Source organism: Collinsella sp. AF23-2 (genome assembly GCF_003459245.1).
In the GTDB taxonomy this organism is placed as follows: Bacteria; Actinomycetota; Coriobacteriia; order Coriobacteriales; family Coriobacteriaceae; genus Collinsella.
The window spans coordinates 215,263-235,085 of sequence record NZ_QRVG01000001.1 but is presented as its reverse complement, the minus strand read 5'-3'; the positions used below and the strand labels follow the sequence as shown (position 1 = coordinate 235,085).

Below are 19,823 nucleotides of genomic sequence, written 5' to 3'. Positions count from 1 at the left end.
ATTGTTTGCGATAGGAAAATGCGGTGACGGTCGCGGCCTCTAGTGCTTGCCGCCGTGACTGTTGAGCCAGATATTGCGGCCCAGCATAAGCGCCAGCACCAGTGCGCTGACGTAGCCCATAAAGCCAATGACCGGAATACCAAACACAACCGGCTCGATGCGCGCGTAGTACACCACCGACGAACCGATAAACAGGCCAGCAATCACAATTGCCATCGACATACGGTCGATAATTCCGCCCAGCTGTCGCAGCGCCTTATCGCTGCTCATGATCTGCGTGTTCACCTTAAGCTGGCCGCGCGTGAGCATGCGCGAAGCCAGGCCAAGATACTCGGCCGCCTCGAGCGAGCCCTTCGCCGCGCGATAGCTGCTCGCGGCAAGATCGCGCCCCATGTCGCGCACGCGCGCATAGGTGCTTTTCTCGTTTTTAATGTGCGTTTGGATGATCTGGATCATGTTGACGTTGGGCATGTACTCGGTCAGCAAACCCTCGAGCGTCACCATGCCGCGCGCGAACATCGTCACCACGCTCGGCAGCTCAACGTCATTTTTGCGCGCCAGGTTTAACAGCGAGGTCAAAAACTCGCCGATATCCAGATCCTTCAGGTCGAGGCCCGCAAAGTCTGCGACGATAAAGTCCAAATCGGACAAAAAGGCCGAATGATCGAGCTCTGCCGAATCGCCACGCGTCACGGCGAAGCGCATGAGCGAATCCTTGAGCTTGGGCACGTCACCCTCGGCCACGGCGAAAATCATGTCCTTGACGATACCGCGATCGTGACTCGACATGCGTCCGACCATGCCCAAGTCGATAAAGTAAACGATGCCGTCCTTGAGAATAATGTTTCCCGCATGCGGGTCGGCATGGAAAAAGCCGTCATCGAGCACCTGCGTCGAGTAGTCCTCGACGATTGCGGCACCGATCTTTTCCAAGTCATAGCCCTCGGCCACCAAGCGTTCAGGATCGGCGATCGAAATGCCGTCGACGTAGTCCATAACCACCACGTGCTCGGTGCACAGGTCCAGATAGGATTTAGGGCACGTCACGCCATGAACACTCTTATGGAACTCGTAGAAGTCGTTGAGGTTTTTGGCCTCGGCCAAAAAGTTGGTCTCCTCGCGAAACGAGGTCCACAACTCCTCGACTACGCCGTGCAGGTCAACGAATTGATCGGTGTTGACGAACTTGGAAACGATACGCACCACCGAGCGGATGATATCGATGTCCTGTGCCATAACCTGCTGCGCACCGGGGCGCTGCACCTTGACGGCCACGTCCTCGCCCGTCACCAGACGAGCGCGGTGCACCTGCGCGAGCGATGCGCTACCAAGCGGATTGGGGTCGATCGCATCGAACATCTCCCCCAGGCGCAGGCCGTATTCTTCTTCCAGACAACTGAGTACGACCTCGTACGGCACCGGCTCCACGTCGGAGCGCAGACGACGCAGCTCGTCGCAAAACCGCTGCGGCAGAATCTCGGACCGGTTGGCCAGAATCTGCCCCATCTTGACGAACATGGGGCCGAGTTCCTCGAGCAGGCGGCGCAAACGAACCGGCGTGAGGTTATCCCACACGCGGTACTTTTTGACCAGGCGAACAATCTGCCCGATGCGTTCGCGACGACCCGCCGGCGTGAGCTGGTATTCCTCGTCCGGCGCCATCGCGTCGGGCTCCTCGGGGACCATATCGACAGCGCGCGGCTTCTTGCGAGCGCCCGAGACGGCGGCGTCGACCTCATCGACAACCGCCGCCTCGTCACCCAAGGGATCTAGATTGTTGTAATCGGTGGTGGAATCTGCCATCTGCGCTGCTACTCGGCCTCTTCGGTATCCTTCGCATCGTCGGGCTCAACGGACTCGACGGGCACCGAGGTCACGTTGTCCTCGACCGAATCGACGATGTCGCGCACATGGGCCAGGAAGGCCGTGCGCTCGGGGGCGGTCATGACGCGGACGCGGGCCAGGATGAGCTCGTCGAGCACGCGCTGGGCCGCGGTCTCGCCCTGCATGCCCAAGCGCTCGGTCAGATCGGAGATGGTGCCACCGGCCTGCTCAAACATGTCGGACACACTGCGGGCGATATCGGGGGTGGCGGTGTCCTTGCGAACCTGTTCGCCCTTGGTATTAAGGTCGTCGAGGACCTTTTTGCCGCCTTCGACGGCAACGGCGGCAGCGCCAAAGCCAACGTTGATGGCGCCGTTAACAAGCTGATCGAGTTTCATAACCATGGTTGTCTCCAATCATAAACAACTGCATTGGCGTTCTTGTACCCAAGATCGAGTGAAAGCGACAAAGCGTTTTAGCGCTATTCGATCGCCGGGAAATCCCTACCTCACGTTGTCGTTCATCGCGAAGGAGTTCTTCATGGCACAGCTCGTGGTGTAGAGCACCTTGCCCAAAAGAGCATCGGTCTCCACGCGCACGCGCTCGGCAAACTCCTCGTTGGCGCGGGCGAGCTCGGCAGGCACCTCGGCCTTGGGCAGCGCGGCTACGATAGCGTCAACGTCGTGAATCTGCTTGTGGCCCATGCCGCCGACCTTCTCCTGATAATCCTCGACCGCGCGACCGCACTCATGAAAGCGAACATCGGCCAAGGCACCAATCAGGCGATTTGCCCAATAGAAATTCTCGGACGTCACGCGAGCCTGCGTGCCGGCATAGTACTCGGGCATGGTCTCGACATTGGCGTACAGCGGCACGAGCGCGTTAAACGAGTTGGAGCCAAAGGCCATCCACTGCACGGCGCGATACGCCGGCTGCGCATAGGGGCGCAGCTGCAGCACGGCGAGTTGGCTGTTGCGGTTGATGCCGATGGGACGATAGGCGCTGCGCGTGGCAGGCGTGCCCTTGCTGCCGTAGCAATCGTACTCCGTGCCCTGGTAGTGGCTCGAAAGCACGTACTTAATGTCCTCGAGGGTCACCTTGCGCTCGGGCACGCGGCTCCAGGGGATGTCGTCGCTCTCGGGCGTGTAGTCGGCGTCGGGACCGTCCCACACATCGCTGGGGTTGAGACAGCGCTGCATGTACCAGGCGCGCGGCGTGTTGTAGACATGGTCGCTGTCACTGTGCGAGCCAAAGGCCTCGCGCGGGTTGAAGACCGCGGCGGGACCGTCGCCCTTAACACCCAGCGTCAGGTCCAGATGCCACTCGGCCATCCAGGAGCGCAGGTCGGCGGAGCACATGTGGTCGGCCTGCGCGCCCTCAGCATCGTCCAGGTCAAAGCTGTCGATACCCAGCTGGTTGGGCATGGTCACATAGGCGTCATCGGGCACGCGCTTGGCGATCCAGTGGTGGCCGCCGATGGTCTCGAGCCACCAGATCTCGTCCACATCGCTAAAAGCAATGCCGTTGTTCTCGTAGGTGCCATAGCGCTCGAGCAGGTCACCAAGGATGCGTACGCCGTCACGGGCGGACTTGGCGTACGGCAGTACCAGGGTCACCATGTCTTCCTCGCCCAGACCGCCGGGCTGCGCCGGAACATAGCCGTCCTCGCCCTCGTTGCCCTTGGCGGGCACATAGTCCACGAGCGGATCGGCGCCGCGGACGCGCTCATTGGTGGTGAGCGTCTCGGTTGCGGACATGCCAACGTTGAGCTCGTTGAAGCCGGCCTCGGCCCAAATGCCGTGACCGGGGATGACGTCGGGGACGCTTGTGTAACGCATGGGATTGTCGGGCAGTTCAACGGTCAGGTGGCTCAAGACACTCGTGTAGACACGCGGCTGCTCGTCGGGGTGCACAACACGCATGCGCTTGGGCTCAAACACCCCGTTGGACGAATCCTCGTTGCGGGCAACCAGCGTCGACCCGTCGTAGCTCGCGTTCTTACCAACCAAAATCGTTGTGCACGGCATGCGCATCCTCCTTGAGCGAAGAAATCAAACGGCAACAGTGTATCGCTTCGGCGCAAAAAGGGCGAAACCGCGGCCCCTCGGAACCCCCTCGGGACCTCTGTGTGCAAAAAATGCCAAATATGAGTACTGTCACCAATTTAGTAGCAGCAAATTTCCTTGCAATGAGTGCCGAAAATCCCTATTTGTCCAAAAGCAAGACAACGTTATTCCCCATAGGTTCAATAAAATGAGCTTCCTAACGATAATGGATATCACTAGGAAGCCCAAATGTCATAAAACATATGTGACTATCTTTGCAACAGTACTCATATTTGGCGTTTTTTACACAGTGGGTATATAACTGACCCTCTATACAGCCTAAAACGCCTATTTCGATGCGCACTCCGCCGCTTCAATCACGTGTTTGGCGAGAACCGCCGTCGTTACAGCGCCCACGCCACCCGGCACGGGAGTAATTGCGCCAACGATCGGCTCCACAGCATCAAAATCGACATCGCCGACCAGCTTGCCAGCGGCCTCGTCCCAATTAATGCCAACATCGATGATCGTCTGGCCCTCGCGAACCGCATCCGCGCCAATCGTACGCGCGCGTCCAACGGCCGCAACCACAATATCAGCCGCGCGGCACTCGGCAGCCAAGTCGCGCGTATGCGTATGGCACATTGTCACCGTGGCATTGCGAGCCGTAAGCATGGCGGCAACGGGACGACCAATCACCAGCGACCGACCGACGACGGCAACCTTGGCCCCATCCAGTTCAACACCGTAATGGTCCAGCAACGCCAACACGGCCTCGGCCGTGCAAGGGGCAAAGCCCTCCCCGCGACCCGAAAGCGTGGTAAGCAGCGACGCCGGCGTCATGGAGTCAACGTCCTTGGCAGGATCGAGCGCCGCGGCAACCGCATCCTCGTCAAGGCCGGCGGGCAGCGGGCGAAACAGCAAGCAGCCGTGGACAGCGGGGTCGGCGTTGATGCCCTCGATAGCCGCCAGCAACTCATCCTGCGAAACATCAGCCGGCAACAACACACGACGCGCCTCGATGCCAACCTTCTCACAGCGCTTGAGGGCGCCACGTTCGTAAGACAGGTCGTCCTCGCGCTCGCCCACACGCACGATAGCAAGCGTCGGCACAACGCCGCGCTCGCGCAAAGCCGCGCAGCGAGCAGCGAGATCCTCAGTCAAAGCGCGGGCAACGGGAGCGCCTTTAAGCAGCACGGCCATGGCTATCCCCTCTTCCTTGCGGCGTCGGCGGCACGGCGCGCCAGCGCATCGGCGCGCGGCAGCCACGTATCCAGCAGCCCATCACACGCCGCCTCGAGCTCCTCGGCGCGCGCCCGGTCTTTCATAGACGTGGTATTGGCAAAGAGCGTCAAGCTCGCGCCCTGCATGGCGGCGCGGCAGAACACCGCACCGCATGCCACGTCGGACAGCAGCTGGCGCGAGCCCTTATCGGCCATGTCCTCGAGCAGCGCCAGCGCGCGTCCGCAGGCATCCATAATCCGATACGGAGGCATGGCCGCCACGCGCAACGCATCCTGAATCGCCGCGGGCCGAGCCGGATCATCACGGGAAATACCGTATGCCGCGGACACCTGGCCGTATGCACGAACATCCTCGGCAACCAGACCCACAAGTTCCTGCGCCAACTCGTCTGCCTTGGCAAATGCGCGCGTCAGATCGTCCGCGCGATCCGCAAGCGCGGGATTGGTTGCCCCATAACGAGCGACCATTCCGCAAAGCGAGGCGCCCAGCGCGCCCACAAAGGCGCTCGCACTGCCGCCGCCGGGCACCGGCTCGCGTGCGGCAAGCGCCTCGGCAAACTCTCGACAGGTTTTATCCATCATCTCTTGGCTCATGCGCACGCACCTTCAAGTCATATACACGGTCGGGCGGCAACCGCCAACCAACCACATCGAACACGTAATGGTGCTAAGTCTAGCCCATAAGCACATGAGCGTCAGCGCACCTGGCCATCGCGGATTTCTATGACACACGATAGGCGGCAGCGACGCAAACATGGGACACATGGCCCACGTTTCGGGACTCTCGGACGGCGGCAACTGGGGCATACATATAGATAAGGAGCCCCATGCTGGGGCAACGCTCGCCACGGCGCCGGACACAGAACGGAGGAATCACCACACAGCAAATAAAGCCATCATGTGCAAGCGCAACCGCCGATTGGCGAACCGCTGCACACGATGCCCCTAACAGACAAGGAGGACGCCACCATGAAGAAAAAGACCCTATCGATCCTTTCCCTTTGCATCGCCCTCTTTGCCGCGCTCGCCCTTGTGGGCTGCGGCGGGATCGCATCGGGCGGAGGCAGCAGCACCTCAAAGAGCGAAGGCAAGGAAAAGGCCCCCGTCGCCGAAAAGACTGACTTTATCTGGTTTAAGGTCGAGATGCCCGAGAGCGTTGGCGTGAGCGACTCCGCCGGCAAGAACGCCGACAGGGTCCAGCTCACCTTCCCCGAGAACGAGAACACCACAGTCGACCGCTTTATCCCCGTTTGGGAAGAGAAGATGACGGCAGAAGAAGCTCTTGCCGATGAGGGTCGAAAGAACAGCATGTTCCAGTGGAAAGTTGGCGACCCCGTCGAGTACAACGGCAGGACATGGCTCACCGGAACGTGCGAGGACAACCGCGGCACCCATACCTATCTCTTTACCGACGTTGAACCGGGAAGCGTCTGCGTTCTCATCGCGAACTTCGATCAGCACGAGAAAGAAGCCGAGACGCTCCTCAACTCCATCGAGTTCCCCGATGACATGGCGAAGGCAGTTGCCGAGGCACGCGAAGTTGAGATTTCGAGCATCGAGATCAAGTAACGGGACCCCGCACACGCCCACGTACGCGCGCCCCATTAAAACAACGGGCACCCAACCCCGGGGAGGGCCGACAACATCGGCCCTCCCCTCTTTTGCGCCCGCGCATATTGCCACTTAACGGCGCAAATCCGGCCCTCAGAATGGGACACATGGCCCACCCTAGCGAGCCGTCCACGCGTACAGTAAAGGCAGGTAATCCATGGGCGGTTACAGATCGAGGAGGACACGACCATGAAAAAGAAGGCCTTAGCGATTCTCACCCTCTGCATCAGTCTCTTTGCCGCGGTTGCCCTGGTGGGCTGCGGTGGCAGCGGCGGCGCTACCGGCAGTGGCGGTGGCGGCGGAGCAGAAAAGCCAGCCGTGGATATGAGGACCGACTTCATTTGGTTTAAGGTCGAGGTCCCCGAGGGCGTCGAGATCACCGACGTTGCCGGTGACACGGCCGACAGGGCCCAGTTTAAGTTCACCGAGAGCGAGCATGCGAGCGACCGCTTCATTCCCGTCTTCGACCCCGACAAGAACGCCGACGAGCTGTTCGACTACGAGGCAAAGTGGAAGGCCAACTCCGGATGGACCGAGAGCGACCCCGTTAAATACAACGGCAAGACCTGGCGCAGTGCTTACTTTACGCACTCGGGCGGCGTAACGACCGAGTACTTTACCGACGTTGACGGCGGCAGCGTTTACGTGCGCATCGATAACGTCGAGGAGCACAAGGATGCCGTCGAGACCATGATGAAGTCTCTGGAGTTTGCCGATGATATCGCCAAGGCCAAGACCGAGGCCATGGATGTTAAGCTCGACGATATCGAGATCAAGCGCTAAGCGACTGGCGAGCGCAATGGGAAACACGAGCGCAGCGCAAGCAAGCGACAGTAACCCAGCGCTTCGTACCAAGGGAGGGCCGGCCACCGACCCTCCCTTTCTTATGCCGGTAGCCGACGAACGCAAGGATGCTGGGTACCCAGATCCCCCAAGCCCGGCGGCAGCACAACATGAACAAGCACCCCAGCACGTCCGCCCACCGATTTATAACGCCGCGCAGACAATTTAAGCCGACACCTTTAAACAACTAGGCAGTATAGTGACCAAAACGAGCGCATAACCGCACCCTGCGAATGGAGGAGTTATGACCGAACACCACGCCATCAGTCGCCGAGCATTTACGCTGGGCCTAGGACTTGCGGCGTTGTCGCCGCTTGCAAGCCTGCCCGAAACCGCAGCGCTGGGCATTCCCCTGCGCGCGGCATTTGCAGAAGACGCACCCACACCGGCGGCCACCCTCGACAAGTTCGTCATTCGCCTTCGCCCCGCGGGCTATTTTCGCACCGCGAGCGTCAACGAAGACGGCAACGTCATCGGCAACGTCTGCCACCTATTTAATGACGGCACGTCCAGCAAGCTCATCCTTGAGAACGTAACGACCAAGAATGACGATACAAACTGGTATGCCATCCGCACCCTGCTCAATTTCGAAGAGCACAAGAAGACGGGCTACAGCATTTGGTCGGTCGATGGCGACTCGGACAAAGATGGAAAGGTCATCCACGTATGGAGTGGCGAGCATGACGGCAAGGCCAGTCGCTCTTTTGCGTTCAAGCGTCAATCAAACGGTACCTATATCATCCGAGACCGCACGGTCGAGAAAGAAACCGAGAAAAAAGACATTAAGTACCTGGCCATAGAAAAGGACGGCAAAGACCAGGACAACAATAAGATCTGCCATAAGAGTAAGAGCATTCCGTGGGAGCTCGAGCTTGTCGGCTACAGCATGGACAAGACCAATGCCACAGTTAGCAGCATCGACTGGACCACGTATAGCAGCTACGTCGATGGGCCATGTTGGATGAAATACGTCGACGACAACAAGTTCCTCGACGAGCTGAGCATCCCGGGTACGCATGATTCGGGCAGCTGCAGCGTCGACAACGACACCGAGCCCCAAACCTCGCTTGCAAAGTGCCAGCAGGATTACATCCCCACGCAGTTGCTCGAAGGCGTTCGCTACTTTGATATTCGACTCGGAAAGGGTGAGAACCCCGGCATCGACCACGGAGATTGCTACCTGCTCAAAAAAGACGGGAACTTTATGCATCTCTCCGATGTCATCGGGTACTTCAATACGTTTTTGAGCGAAAACCCGAAAGAAGCGCTCATCATACTCGTGTCGCGGGGCAACGACGAGGCTACCGACGAAAGCCTCACGACGGCTTTTGCCAATGTTATGGACAAGAACCCCAATCTGTTCTACACATCGAGCCGCATCCCCACGCTGGGCGAGGTGCGCGGGAAAATCGTCTTGCTGCGTCGATTTACGCTCGCCGGCAGCAGCGTAAGCGGCCACACGTGGGGCCTCGACCTCACCGAATGGGACGACAAAATCGCAGCGCACACCGACAGCGCCTCTATGTGTCTCGTTCGAGACGAGCGGGGCTTTGAAGCCGTGGGGAAAACGAGTGACGAAAAGCCCTATTGCACCAAGGTATATGCCCAGGACCATTACGAATGCACCGGAACTGACAAGATCAGCTGGGTCGATATGGCCCTGCAGGAGACGGCCAAGCTCACCCGCAACGAGGTAGATGTCGAGGACGATAACGGGGCCAAGGAGCAAGTCCTGGAGCGCTGCTGGTCTATCAACTACACCAGCTGCACGAACCACAAGCAAGGAAGCAATCCTTTTACCGCGGCGCGAGTCGTCAACGAGCATCTGTACAAGAGCCCGTACATCAATCCCAGCGGCATCGAGGATACAAAGTCAGATTACCTCAAGCACATTGGCATCATCGCATCCGACTTTGTTGATGCGGCGCTGGCCCGGAGCATCTATCAGCGCAATTACGATACGGAGCACAAGCAGACGGCTTCGTACTATCTCCCGTACTATCTCCCGACCCGCATGCGCATGACGTACGGCGACTCGCTGAGCGATGCCTCGCTCCAGGATGGCAAGACCGTTGGCGAGGGTCATTTCCGCCTTGCCGACAGCAGCAAAGCGCTCAACGCGACAGCTTCGGGCGATGCGTTTGACATCAAATATGTGGATGTCGACGCCCTGGGCAACGAGACCGTTACGGGGCTGCAGGGCTCTGTGCCCATCGATATCGATCGACGCGCGCTGACGCCCCATTTTGAGGGGCTTGAAGGCCTTAAGGCCGGCGAGGACGTGCGCGCCAAGATCACGGCGCTGCTCGACGGCAAGCTCGAAACCGATGCCTGCACGGCCCAGCTCGAGTTTGTGCACGACGCGAACGGCGCTCCGGGCACGGCAATGGCCGAGGGCGAAACATTTGCCGCAGGGACGTACTGGGTGCGCGCGAAAGGCCTTTTGGGCGACGCAGCACAGAACTACACGCTCGCCAGCGATGGAGCAGCAAGCTTTACCGTAGCGGCCTCGAGCAGTGCAGGCGGCACCGGCAGCGGCACGGGTTCCAACGCAGGCGGCACCGACAAGAACGGCGGCGGCAACAAGAGCGACCAGGGCAAGAGCTCGGGCGGAAAACTCGCCGACACGGGCGACGGCTCCGGCATTGCCGCCGGGCTCGCCGCTGCCGCCGTGGCGACAACGGTCGCCGGCGCGGCAATGCTTGCCAGTGACCGCGACAATACCGAGGACGTTAACGAATAGGCAAGCCAGTTTTTTTGGGCGCATCAACTCAATCGGGGCGCAGAATACCGTTCTGCGCCCCGATTTTCACCTTGGCCCAAACGTCGCCATAGGCTACATCACCATGTTCAGCGCGTTAACAAACTCCTGGGCCTTCGCACGGCTGCTCAGGCTAAAGACGCAAGCAGTCAACAGCCTGTTACGCAGAAAAACATCGCGGCCTTTGATTCTATTGACGCCCGTAATGTCCTTAAGATAGACAATTTCGGTGTGCTTGCCACCAAAAGCGCCCTTCTTGAGCACCTCAATACGGTTGGGGTAGACCTTAACGTCTTTAAACCTACCCGAACCTTTGTCCTGGAACAGCAAAGTGTTGTTATCCATGCGTGTCACTCCCGCGGGGTTCGCTAAAACTGCCTCTATGGCCACATTTTAGTCACCGCAAGGCTCCCATGCGAAGGTGCCAGACAGCACAGCAATTCGTGTCCGCGCGAGGCTTTAAACTAAATGCGATAAAGATGCATTCCACAAGAGGAAAGTGGGGCGACAGTGATGGGCGAACTGGTAAACCGTGGAGAATCGGCAATCGTGCCAGAAGTTTTTTACAAGCAGGTTTCCTCGATTCTCAACGCCGCTCGCGACAAGGCCTATACCGCCGTTAACTTTGCGATGGTTGAGGCGTATTGGGATATCGGCAAGAGCATTGTTGATGAGCAGGGCGGAGAGGAGCGCGCCAAGTATGGAGAGGCGCTGCTCAAGGCCCTCGCAATCAGACTTACCAAGGTTTTTGGTAAAGGTTTTGAAGCAAGAGAGATGCGTAAAATGCGTCAGTTCCATCTTGCATTTCCAATTCGGGACTCACTGCGTCCCGAATTGAGCTGGACACATTACCGCAGGTTAATACGTATTCCTGACCCCGAAACTCGAACATGGTACATGAACGAATGCGCCGATTCTCGCTGGAGCACGCGTCAGCTCGAACGCCAGATCAACACCATGTTCCGAGAGCGCCTACTTGCCAGCAAGGACAAGGAGGCCGTCACCAAGGAAATCCAAAAGAGCGCCCCGGCTCGTCGCCCCGAGGATATCATCCGCGACCCATACGTACTGGAGTTTTTAGGTTTCACGGACGATGCTGCGTTTCGCGAGAGCGATCTAGAGCAGGCACTCATAACGCATCTTCAGAAGTTCCTGCTGGAGCTTGGCCGTGGCTTCGCTTTCGAGGCGCGCCAAAAGCGCATCACCTTTGATGGGCGCCATTTCTATATTGACCTTGTGTTTTACAACTATCTGATGCGCTGCTTCGTGCTCATCGACCTTAAGACCGATGACCTTACGCATCAGGACCTGGGCCAGATGCAAATGTATGTGAACTACTACACACGCGAGCTCATGAACGAAGGCGACAATCCGCCCATAGGCATCGTGCTCTGCGCGGACAAAAGCGATTCGATTGTCGAGTACACGCTGCCCGAATACAACGACCAAGTGTTTGCCGCCAAATACCTGCCGTATCTTCCAAGCAAGGAAGAGCTGGCGCGCGAGCTGAGTGCCGAGTACCGCGCCATCAACGAAGCGACTAATGGCGAAACGCAAGGGTAGCGGCACGTTGCGACCGATACCCCCCCACGGTGTTTCATATCCCCCGACATAAGAGGAGCGCTCCTTGACAGACGGACCGAAAACAACATTGCGCGACTGCATCTATGGACTTGCCGTCGGCGACGCGCTGGGCGTTCCCTACGAGTTTATGCCTCGCGGCACGTTCGAATGCACCGACATGATCGGCTACGGCGCGCATGGGCAGCCCGCCGGCACCTGGAGCGATGACACGTCCATGACGCTTGCTGCCTGCGACTCGATTAGGGAGCTCGGGCATATCGACACCGCAGACATGCGCAGCAAGTTCGTAAGCTGGATTGCCCGTGGCAAGTATACGATCGACGGCGTTTTCGACTACGGTGATACAACCGCCCGCGCACTTCACTCCGGTAAGGGAGGCTCCGGCGAGCGCGACAATGGCAACGGATCGCTCATGCGCATCGCTCCCCTGGCGTTCACCGATGCAACAGACGAGGAGATCTGCGAGGTCTCCGCCATTACGCACGCCCACAGAACGTCGACCGACGCATGCGTTATATTTGTCGAGCTGATGAGAGGCGTGCTGAATGGCACACTTCCCTCGTGGGCGCTCCAGCTGACAAGCATACCGGAGCAGGGAATCAGGTCCGGCGGCTTCGTGCGTGACACGCTTAAGGCAGCCACCTGGTGCTTCGTCAACACTAACAGCTACGAAGAGTGCGCACTTGCCGCCGTCAACCTGGGCGACGACACCGACACCACCGCAGCTGTCGCAGGTGCGCTCGCCGGCACGGCCTACGGCATCGATGCAATTCCGCAGGAGTGGGTCGACGCCCTACGCGGAAAAGAGCTGATTGAGAACTGCTTGTTTTAGGGCGCCATTCAAGAAATAAGGTAGGAGGCATCATGGATAGGAAGATCGCGAATATCGATGAGTTCCAAATGGACGAAAACGAGACCCCGATACTCCCAACGGGACTGAGGGAGGAAGAAAACCTTTACGTCCTCCCCGACGGGCGTTACCTCCCCTGCGGGGCCTACAGGACCGCGGACGGCGGTTCGCTCATTTATGAGCCATCCGAACTAAGCTTCTTCGGGCAGATGCTTGCTCAATTCAAAGAGAGCTAAAGGCTTGATTGCCCGTTAGATCGACACTGCTCCAAACCAGGGGGTGGGCAGGATGTCTCCCACCGCGGCCTGTGAGGTAAAATCTTGACTGCCGCGGAATCCGCCTGCGGGCAACGCTCCGATCTCCGATTGGGGTGAAGCCTATGAACTTGTTTCTTGAAATCCTGCGCCTTTCGATGTATGTGACCGGCATTGCCCGGAACCTCTACTCGATCTGGCGGGCATATAAGCAGTAACGGATAGCGAAGGGAGTCATGCAAAGGGCCGGCTGCAACCGACCCTTTTGACGATAATACCTGCGTTGCCCGCGTCTCCGAAGTTTGAGTAGCTGAGGAGCGGGTTCCGCGGCACATCCTGATTTTACCCAGCGGCAAGGCTCTTTTACAGCCGTTCCACCGTTTATTTACATCTGCCAATCAAGACGAGGCTACTACGCACCTTTATTACACACGATGTTTTCAGCCTGGTATAAACAAGTTCAATAATAGAATGCAAATCCAACCATCATGTCTGATTACGAAAGGATTTTTGCCTTTTCTGCAGCAAACTCTTCCTCGGTAAGTACTCCACTCTCACGCAGTGCTGCAAGCCTCTCAAGCCTTGCAACTACATCAACCACTATCCGCCAGCGTCTCAATAGTCTGTGAAACCTGCGGATACCGCTCGAGCTCCTTCGATAGGGCATCGACTATCTTGGCAATATTCTTTGCATTTTTGCCCCCGTTTAATACGTTTGCCCTGACCTTAGATGACGACTTGACAGTAACGCCAGATCCGCCTTCAACTGGAACAACCGAAATACTGATATTTTCGCCCCAAGACCAAAGGCTCATACCAATCTCGGCTGCAACTGTTCTTGTTGTGGGCGATGCACTATCAACTTTTACTTTAGGCAGCTTTTCCATAGCTGCCTTCAAGGCATTAAACGTGTCGTCAGGAGAATACGGTACCTGAAGCTGAAGCTGCTGATCCGCAAAACCCATAATCTGGCCTCCGCTTCTTACAAGATTAAGGCTATCGGCAATGGTAGCACGTTCCCAGCAGTCTTAAATTCGTCTCATGACCTTGCGATGCAGCCCGACGCCCCGGCACCACTCCCCTACTTACCAAAAATCGCAGCGAGCAATCCCTTGCGTTTGGGCTTCTCCTCTCGGTAAGAACCCTCCGTCGCCGCTGCCACCTGACGCGGTTGCTCGCCGCCTCCACGGCGCACGATCTGGTACAGAAACGGCGACTTAACGTATTTGACCTCGATGGGCGTGGCATGCACGGTGCTCTCACCGGACAGATGCAGGCTCGGATTGAGCGGCGCCACGACGTGCGTCTCGCGTTTGTCGCTAAACACCACCGCGGCCGCGCGACCCGTCTGGCCGTTCACGGCGATGCGCACCTGCTCGCCGTCGCGGCTGTCCGTCGCCGGGCGATCGACAAAGTAGACCGGCACCATCACCAGACCATCCTTGTGCTTGCGGGCCTTGCGCGCCCATGTGCGGATGCCATTTTTATTGAGCCCCAGCACCGCCTCGGCATCGTTGCCTGCAACATCGAGCGCCAGCTTATCAATAACCACCTGGTCCTTGGTGGACGCATCGACGGAAACGACACGGAAGTCGCCTTCCTGCATGGCCGGGTCAAACGGCCCCACCTTGCCAAAGTCCCACGGCTCCAAAATGCCCATAAGGCGAACGTCCAGGTAGTTGGCCCGGGGGTATGCCCAGTCGAGCACCTCGTAGTACACCAGGGTCTCCTTGCTCATGCCCTTGCCCGGGAAGGACGCCATCATGCGCAGGTCCGCCAGCGCCATGGGGAAATAGAAGAGCATCATGTCGTTTTGGATCGCGTCTTCCACGTCGTGCCCGGCAAAGGCCTCCGGGTACTGACGCACCAGCTGCAGCGCGTTGGCACGTGCCTGCTGCGACGATATCTCACAGGGGACACCCTGTTCGGGAACGTATTCGGCACCCACGCCCATGGTCAGGCGCTTGCTAAAGGTGCCAGGCTTGAGAAGGTCGGCCACGCCAATCTTGTTGCCGCACGACGGGCACTCAAACACACGTTGGGTCGATGACCCCTCAAAGGACGCGCCGCAGAAGGGGCAGGGAATGCTCACGTGCGTCGCCTCTTGGAACTCCTGCGCCGTTCCGCGATCTTCCCACAGCAGATGCTCCAGGACCGACTGATTGCGCCAGTACGAATTGAAGAAATACCAGTCCGGGTCCTCTGGGCGCTCGAGCTGCGAGACGTGCGTGAGCTTGAGCAGCCCGTCAACCACCGTCAGCGGCGTATGACGGATACCCAGGGCGCTCTTGGGCTCCCCGGCATCCGCCTTCCACGGAATGACCGCACCGCAATAGGCGCACTCAAAGCTGCGCTTAGCCTGGTGCGAGTACATAGGGCCGCCGCAGTTTTGACATTTAATGGCAAACATCTCGTCCATGGAAACGTCCTCCTTTGCACAGGGGCTGTCGACATTAAGTATGTCGAGCAAGCAGGCACATGCCCATACCCATGTGGCCCAAAATGGACCACCCAGGCAGACGAGAAGGCCCGCTCGTTAGCACCGGCAGACTATTGCTGCATTTTCTGAGCATCGGTGCACGGCGCCCCCGCGCGAGCTACACTATCCCCTTAAACATGATTGTGAGGACGACCGCTATGCTATTTGTAAATCGGCTGGTACATACGCTTGTTCCCGGCAGCGAGAGCGAGCCGGTCGATGCATCTTGCCGCACCAACGCGGGCTTTTCCGCAAGCCTCGTCTGCATTGGCCTCAACATCACCCTGTGCCTGGCCAAGGGCGTCGCGGGCCTGCTCGCCGGCTCCGTCTCGCTTATCGCCGATGCCTTCAACAACCTCTCTGATGCCTCGAGCAACATCGTGAGCCTGCTCGGGTTCCGCCTTGCCAGCCGCCCAGCAGACGAAGGCCACCCCTATGGCCACGGCCGCTACGAGTACCTAGCCGGCCTGTTCGTCGCCGTCCTGGTTTGCGCCGTCGGCATCAATCTGATCCTCGAGTCGGTCACAAAAATCATCAAGCCCTCGCCCACCGTGTATTCGGCGCTCTCCATGGCCGCCCTTGTTCTGTCCATGCTCGTCAAATTCTGGATGGCCGCGTTCAACCGCGCACTGGGCGACCGCATCGACTCGGAGACGCTCATCGCCACAGCGCAGGACTCCAAAAACGACGTCATTACCTCGGGCTCGGTCTTGGTGGCGGCGCTTATTTCGCAGACGACCGGCTTTGACCTCGACGGCTGGGCGGGCCTGGGCGTGGGCATCTTCATTTGCATCAGCGGCATGGGCCTGGTGCGCGACGCCATCAGCCCGTTGCTGGGGCAAGCGCCCGACCCCAAGCTCGTCCAGGCAATCCGCGACAAGATCATGTCCTATCCGCAGGTCTTGGGCACACACGACCTCATGGTGCACGACTACGGCCCCGGTCGTCAGTTTGCCAGCGCCCACGTGGAGATGCCCGGCGAGGGCGACGCGTTTGAGCACCACGAGATTCTGGACACCATCGAGCACGACATCAAGCGCCAGATGGGCATTGGTATCACGCTGCACTGCGACCCCATCGCGACAACCGGCGATGACTTGCGCGGCTGGGTCAAGCGCGGCGTCATGCAAATCGATCCCGCGCTCTCCATCCACGACCTGCACGAGCACGACGGGTTCGTTTCGTTTGACCTTGTGCGTCCCGACGGCTTTGACATATCCGACGAGGAGCTGCTGGAGCTCGTCACGCGCATCGTGCACGAGCGCCGGCCCGACGTCTCATGCGTCGTCACGTTTGATTCGGGCTTTAGCTCGCCCGACCGTCCAGCAGAACAGCTGTAGCCTGTTTAACAGCTAGTTTCCCTGCGCGCCCGAGATGCCGTTTTGTAGGGCGTTCCAGGCATCTGTCGCCATGTCTCCCAAGTTCTGCGCGGTATCGCCCAGGTTTTGTGTCGTATCGCCCAGCTCTTGCGCCTTGTCTCCCAATTCCTGCGCCTTGTTGCTCAGGTCCTCCAGCATGTTGGAGCTCGAGCTGTCGGTGCCGCTTTGGCCGTCGGACGAGTTGCCCGAGCTGTTCTTATGCGTGAGTTGAATTTCAAGGTTACCGTTGTCGTTATAGTAGGCAGAAGTAACAACCCAGTTGGCATCGACGACGGGCGTTGAGCCATCATCAGTCAGGACCACGGCATTCGAAAGATCGGCGCCGCGCGACTTGAGGATCTTCTTGGCGTTGGACCAGTACTGCCCCGGGATATCGCTCAGATCGACGGTGCCAGACGAGGCGGACTCGGTTTGCTCGGCAGTGGTATCGGCCGTTGAACTCCCCCGCTTGTTGAGCATGCCCGACACGATGGCAAACACAACCGACAGCGCAAAGAAGATCGCCAGCACGATGAGGATCTTCTTGATCACGCTCGACGAACGCGACGGCTTCTTCTCCTCGTCCTCGCCATATTGCGGAATCGACTTGGGGTACTCGCGATACGGCTCGCGCGACTCGTAGCGAGACCGTGCCGTGCGAGGCATATACGTCGTCTGCTGAGGCTGCGGAATGGGATTTTGCGGCAGGTCATCATAGGGATTCGGCGTCGAGGCAGCATAAGAATCCTGCGGCGCGTAATCAAACGGATCCGGAGCTGCGTTGCCATAGGGGCCTTGCGAAGATGCAGCGTAAGAATCCTGCGCCGAGTCGCCATAGCCCATAACCCGGGTGGGCTCGGCAGAAGGCTGCGTCGCGGCGGGGTCGGTATAACCGGGGTTGGGAACAACGCGGGTCGCATCGGCGCTATCGCCAGCCTGCGCGGAACCGTAGCCACCCATTACGGTCGTCTTATCCTGGTCCATGCAACGATTCCTTTCCGTCGCCGTAAGCATCAAGTTATGCATGCATTCTACCCGCGCAAAAGCCTATGATGGGCAGAGCCCGTCGGTATCTACAAGACAAGCGCGGCTAGAAAACAAAAGCCCCGCCGTGCCTTGTGAGCACGGCGGGGCGGGCAAGCGGCTATGAGCAGCGAGCTTAGAACAGGCCGGTGATGTTGCCGTCGTTGTCGACGTCGATGTTTTCGGCCGCGGGGATCTTGGGCAGGCCCGGCATGGTCAGAACGCTGCCAGTCAGTGCGACCACAAAGTGGGCACCGGCGGAAACCTTGAGCTCACGCACCGTGATGCGGAAGTTCTCGGGAGCGCCCAGGGCCTTGGCGTTGTCGCTAAAGCTGTACTGCGTCTTGGCGACGCACACCGGCAGGTTGCCAAAGCCGTTCTCGCGCAGCTCGGCGAGCTGGCGCTTGGCGGCCGGCGTAAAGTCGACGCCGTCGGCGCGGTAGACCTTGGTGGCAATGGCCTCGAGAGCGTCGGCCACATCGGCGCCGTCCTCATAGGCAAACTTGAGCTCGCTCGGCTGCTCAATCAGACGCATGACCTCATCGGCCAGCTCGAGCGCGCCCTCGCCGCCCTTGGCCCAGACCTCGGAAAGCTTAACGTTGACGCCGAGCTTCTGGCACTCGGACTCGATGAGCTCGAGCTCGGCCTCGGTGTCCGTCGGGAAGCGGTTGATGGCGACCACACAAGGCAGACCGTAGACATTCTGGATGTTATCGACGTGACGCAGCAGGTTGGGCATGCCGGCTTTGAGGGCCTCGAGGTTCTCCTCGTTGAGGTCGACCTTGGCGACACCGCCGTTGTACTTCAGCGCACGAGCGGTCGCGACGACCACGACGGCGCTGGGGCGAACGCCCGTCATGCGGCACTTAATGTCGAGGAACTTCTCGGCACCCAGATCGGCACCGAAGCCGGCCTCGGTAATGGCGACATCGCCAAAGCGCATCGCCATACGCGTGGCCATGATGGAGTTGCAGCCGTGGGCAATGTTGGCGAAGGGACCGCCGTGGACAAACGCGGGCGTGCCCTCGAGCGTTTGCACCAGGTTGGGCTTGAGCGCGTCCTTAAGCAACGCGGCCATGGCACCCTGGGCCTTAAGGTCGCGGGCACGGACGGGCTCGCCGGCAAAGCTGTAGCCGACGACGATCTCACCCAAGCGTTCCTTGAGGTCGCTGATGCTCGTAGACAGACACAGGATTGCCATGACCTCGGAGGCGACGGTGATATCGAAGCCGTCCTCGCGCGGCACGCCCTGGGCCTTGCCGCCAATGCCGTCGATGACGTGGCGGAGCTGACGGTCGTTCATATCGACGACGCGCTTCCAAGTGATGCGCTTAACGTCAATACCGAGCTGATTGCCCTGCTGAATATGGTTGTCGAGCATGGCGGCCAGCAGGTTGTTGGCAGCACCGATAGCATGGAAGTCGCCGGTAAAGTGCAGGTTGATGTCCTCCATGGGGATGACCTGGGCCCAACCGCCACCGGCGGCACCGCCCTTCACGCCAAACACGGGACCGAGCGAAGGCTCGCGCAGGGCCACGGCGCTCTTGACGCCGCGACGACGCAGGCCATCGGCCAGACCGATGGTCGTGGTGGTCTTGCCCTCGCCCGCAGGCGTTGGGTTGATAGCGGTCACGAGGACGAGCTTGGCCTGGTGATCAGTCGGCTCGTTGAGCAGTGAATAGTCGACCTTAGCCTTGTCGAAGCCGTACGGAATAAGGTGCTTAACGTCGACGCCGGCGTTCTTGGCCACCTCGGTAATAGGCAGCGGCGTGACAGAACGTGCGATTTCGATGTCAGTAGGCATGAGCGGTCCTTTCGTTACCGAATGAGAAAAAGACCAATTCAGCATAGCACGGGCGCGCAATAGTAAAACACCCGTAACCGATGAATGGCGATATGTTTATCCAATGCTCAGCGATAGCCTACAGACTAGCCAAAACAAAGCGC

18 protein-coding genes are annotated in these 19,823 nt (G+C 59.2%); 7 read left to right on the top strand and 11 right to left on the bottom strand.

The window, feature by feature from the left end; all coding sequences use genetic code 11:
* Positions 1 to 39: 39 nt before the first annotated feature.
* The 5 genes from DWY03_RS01015 to DWY03_RS00995 form a co-directional block, all read right to left on the bottom strand.
* Complete coding sequence (locus DWY03_RS01015; RefSeq protein WP_117639742.1) at positions 40 to 1,803, bottom strand: AarF/ABC1/UbiB kinase family protein; 1,764 nt, start codon at positions 1,801 to 1,803, stop codon at positions 40 to 42.
* Between the two features lie 8 nt (positions 1,804 to 1,811).
* Entirely contained in the window at positions 1,812 to 2,228 is a 417-nt protein-coding gene (locus tag DWY03_RS01010; RefSeq protein ID WP_117583986.1) for a hypothetical protein, read from the bottom strand.
* A gap of 99 nt (positions 2,229 to 2,327) precedes the next feature.
* Positions 2,328 to 3,851, bottom strand: coding sequence for a C69 family dipeptidase (locus DWY03_RS01005; RefSeq protein ID WP_117839723.1), 1,524 nt, complete (start codon positions 3,849 to 3,851; stop codon positions 2,328 to 2,330).
* 366 nt (positions 3,852 to 4,217) lie between these two features.
* Positions 4,218 to 5,072, bottom strand: a complete 855-nt coding sequence (locus tag DWY03_RS01000) for a bifunctional 5,10-methylenetetrahydrofolate dehydrogenase/5,10-methenyltetrahydrofolate cyclohydrolase (RefSeq protein ID WP_117839722.1) — start codon at positions 5,070 to 5,072, stop codon at positions 4,218 to 4,220.
* A gap of 2 nt (positions 5,073 to 5,074) precedes the next feature.
* A complete protein-coding gene (locus DWY03_RS00995) occupies positions 5,075 to 5,707 on the bottom strand; it encodes a cyclodeaminase/cyclohydrolase family protein (protein WP_117839721.1) in 633 nt (210 codons plus the stop codon).
* Between the two features lie 375 nt (positions 5,708 to 6,082).
* On the opposite strand from DWY03_RS00995, the gene DWY03_RS00990 reads away from it, so the two are divergent.
* The 3 genes from DWY03_RS00990 (at position 6,083) to DWY03_RS00980 (ending at position 10,310) form a co-directional block, all read left to right on the top strand.
* Complete coding sequence (locus DWY03_RS00990) at positions 6,083 to 6,682, top strand: hypothetical protein (protein ID WP_117839720.1); 600 nt, start codon at positions 6,083 to 6,085, stop codon at positions 6,680 to 6,682.
* Positions 6,683 to 6,913: 231 nt separating this feature from the next.
* The gene (locus DWY03_RS00985; protein WP_117839719.1) at positions 6,914 to 7,507 is read left to right on the top strand and encodes a hypothetical protein; all 594 of its coding nucleotides are present in this window, start codon (positions 6,914 to 6,916) and stop codon (positions 7,505 to 7,507) included.
* A gap of 304 nt (positions 7,508 to 7,811) precedes the next feature.
* Positions 7,812 to 10,310, top strand: a complete 2,499-nt coding sequence (locus tag DWY03_RS00980) for a phosphatidylinositol-specific phospholipase C (protein ID WP_117839718.1) — start codon at positions 7,812 to 7,814, stop codon at positions 10,308 to 10,310.
* 93 nt (positions 10,311 to 10,403) lie between these two features.
* Here the strand turns inward: DWY03_RS00980 and DWY03_RS00975 are convergent, their stop codons facing one another.
* Complete coding sequence (locus DWY03_RS00975) at positions 10,404 to 10,673, bottom strand: hypothetical protein (protein WP_117839717.1); 270 nt, start codon at positions 10,671 to 10,673, stop codon at positions 10,404 to 10,406.
* A 168-nt stretch (positions 10,674 to 10,841) separates the two neighbouring features.
* On the opposite strand from DWY03_RS00975, the gene DWY03_RS00970 reads away from it, so the two are divergent.
* The 3 genes from DWY03_RS00970 (at position 10,842) to DWY03_RS00960 (ending at position 12,998) form a co-directional block, all read left to right on the top strand.
* Positions 10,842 to 11,891, top strand: coding sequence for a YhcG family protein (locus DWY03_RS00970; RefSeq protein WP_117839716.1), 1,050 nt, complete (start codon positions 10,842 to 10,844; stop codon positions 11,889 to 11,891).
* 64 nt (positions 11,892 to 11,955) lie between these two features.
* Positions 11,956 to 12,744, top strand: coding sequence for an ADP-ribosylglycohydrolase family protein (locus tag DWY03_RS00965; protein ID WP_117839715.1), 789 nt, complete (start codon positions 11,956 to 11,958; stop codon positions 12,742 to 12,744).
* Positions 12,745 to 12,776: 32 nt separating this feature from the next.
* The gene (locus tag DWY03_RS00960) at positions 12,777 to 12,998 is read left to right on the top strand and encodes a hypothetical protein (RefSeq protein WP_117839714.1); all 222 of its coding nucleotides are present in this window, start codon (positions 12,777 to 12,779) and stop codon (positions 12,996 to 12,998) included.
* A gap of 514 nt (positions 12,999 to 13,512) precedes the next feature.
* On the opposite strand, the gene DWY03_RS10325 is transcribed toward DWY03_RS00960, so the two are convergent.
* The 3 genes from DWY03_RS10325 to DWY03_RS00945 all read right to left on the bottom strand — a co-directional run bounded on the left by DWY03_RS10325 (position 13,513) and on the right by DWY03_RS00945 (position 15,435).
* Positions 13,513 to 13,683, bottom strand: coding sequence for an SHOCT domain-containing protein (locus DWY03_RS10325; protein WP_117764911.1), 171 nt, complete (start codon positions 13,681 to 13,683; stop codon positions 13,513 to 13,515).
* A complete protein-coding gene (locus DWY03_RS00950) occupies positions 13,610 to 13,981 on the bottom strand; it encodes a DUF1499 domain-containing protein (RefSeq protein ID WP_055250926.1) in 372 nt (123 codons plus the stop codon). The genes DWY03_RS10325 and DWY03_RS00950 overlap by 74 nt, the downstream gene beginning before the upstream one ends.
* Before the next feature lie 116 nt (positions 13,982 to 14,097).
* Entirely contained in the window at positions 14,098 to 15,435 is a 1,338-nt protein-coding gene (locus DWY03_RS00945; protein ID WP_117839713.1) for a hypothetical protein, read from the bottom strand.
* Between the two features lie 218 nt (positions 15,436 to 15,653).
* Here DWY03_RS00945 and DWY03_RS00940 point away from each other — a divergent pair, with 218 nt between their 5' ends.
* Positions 15,654 to 16,835 (top strand): cation diffusion facilitator family transporter, encoded by a 1,182-nt coding sequence (locus DWY03_RS00940; RefSeq protein ID WP_117839712.1) that lies wholly within the window; start codon positions 15,654 to 15,656, stop codon positions 16,833 to 16,835.
* Between the two features lie 12 nt (positions 16,836 to 16,847).
* On the opposite strand, the gene DWY03_RS00935 is transcribed toward DWY03_RS00940, so the two are convergent.
* Both DWY03_RS00935 and DWY03_RS00930 read right to left on the bottom strand, forming a co-directional pair.
* Positions 16,848 to 17,837, bottom strand: a complete 990-nt coding sequence (locus tag DWY03_RS00935) for a hypothetical protein (protein WP_117839711.1) — start codon at positions 17,835 to 17,837, stop codon at positions 16,848 to 16,850.
* A gap of 175 nt (positions 17,838 to 18,012) precedes the next feature.
* Positions 18,013 to 19,680: a formate--tetrahydrofolate ligase gene (locus tag DWY03_RS00930; protein WP_117839710.1), complete on the bottom strand. Its 1,668-nt coding sequence runs from the start codon at positions 19,678 to 19,680 to the stop codon at positions 18,013 to 18,015.
* Between the last annotated feature and the right edge of the window lie 143 nt (positions 19,681 to 19,823).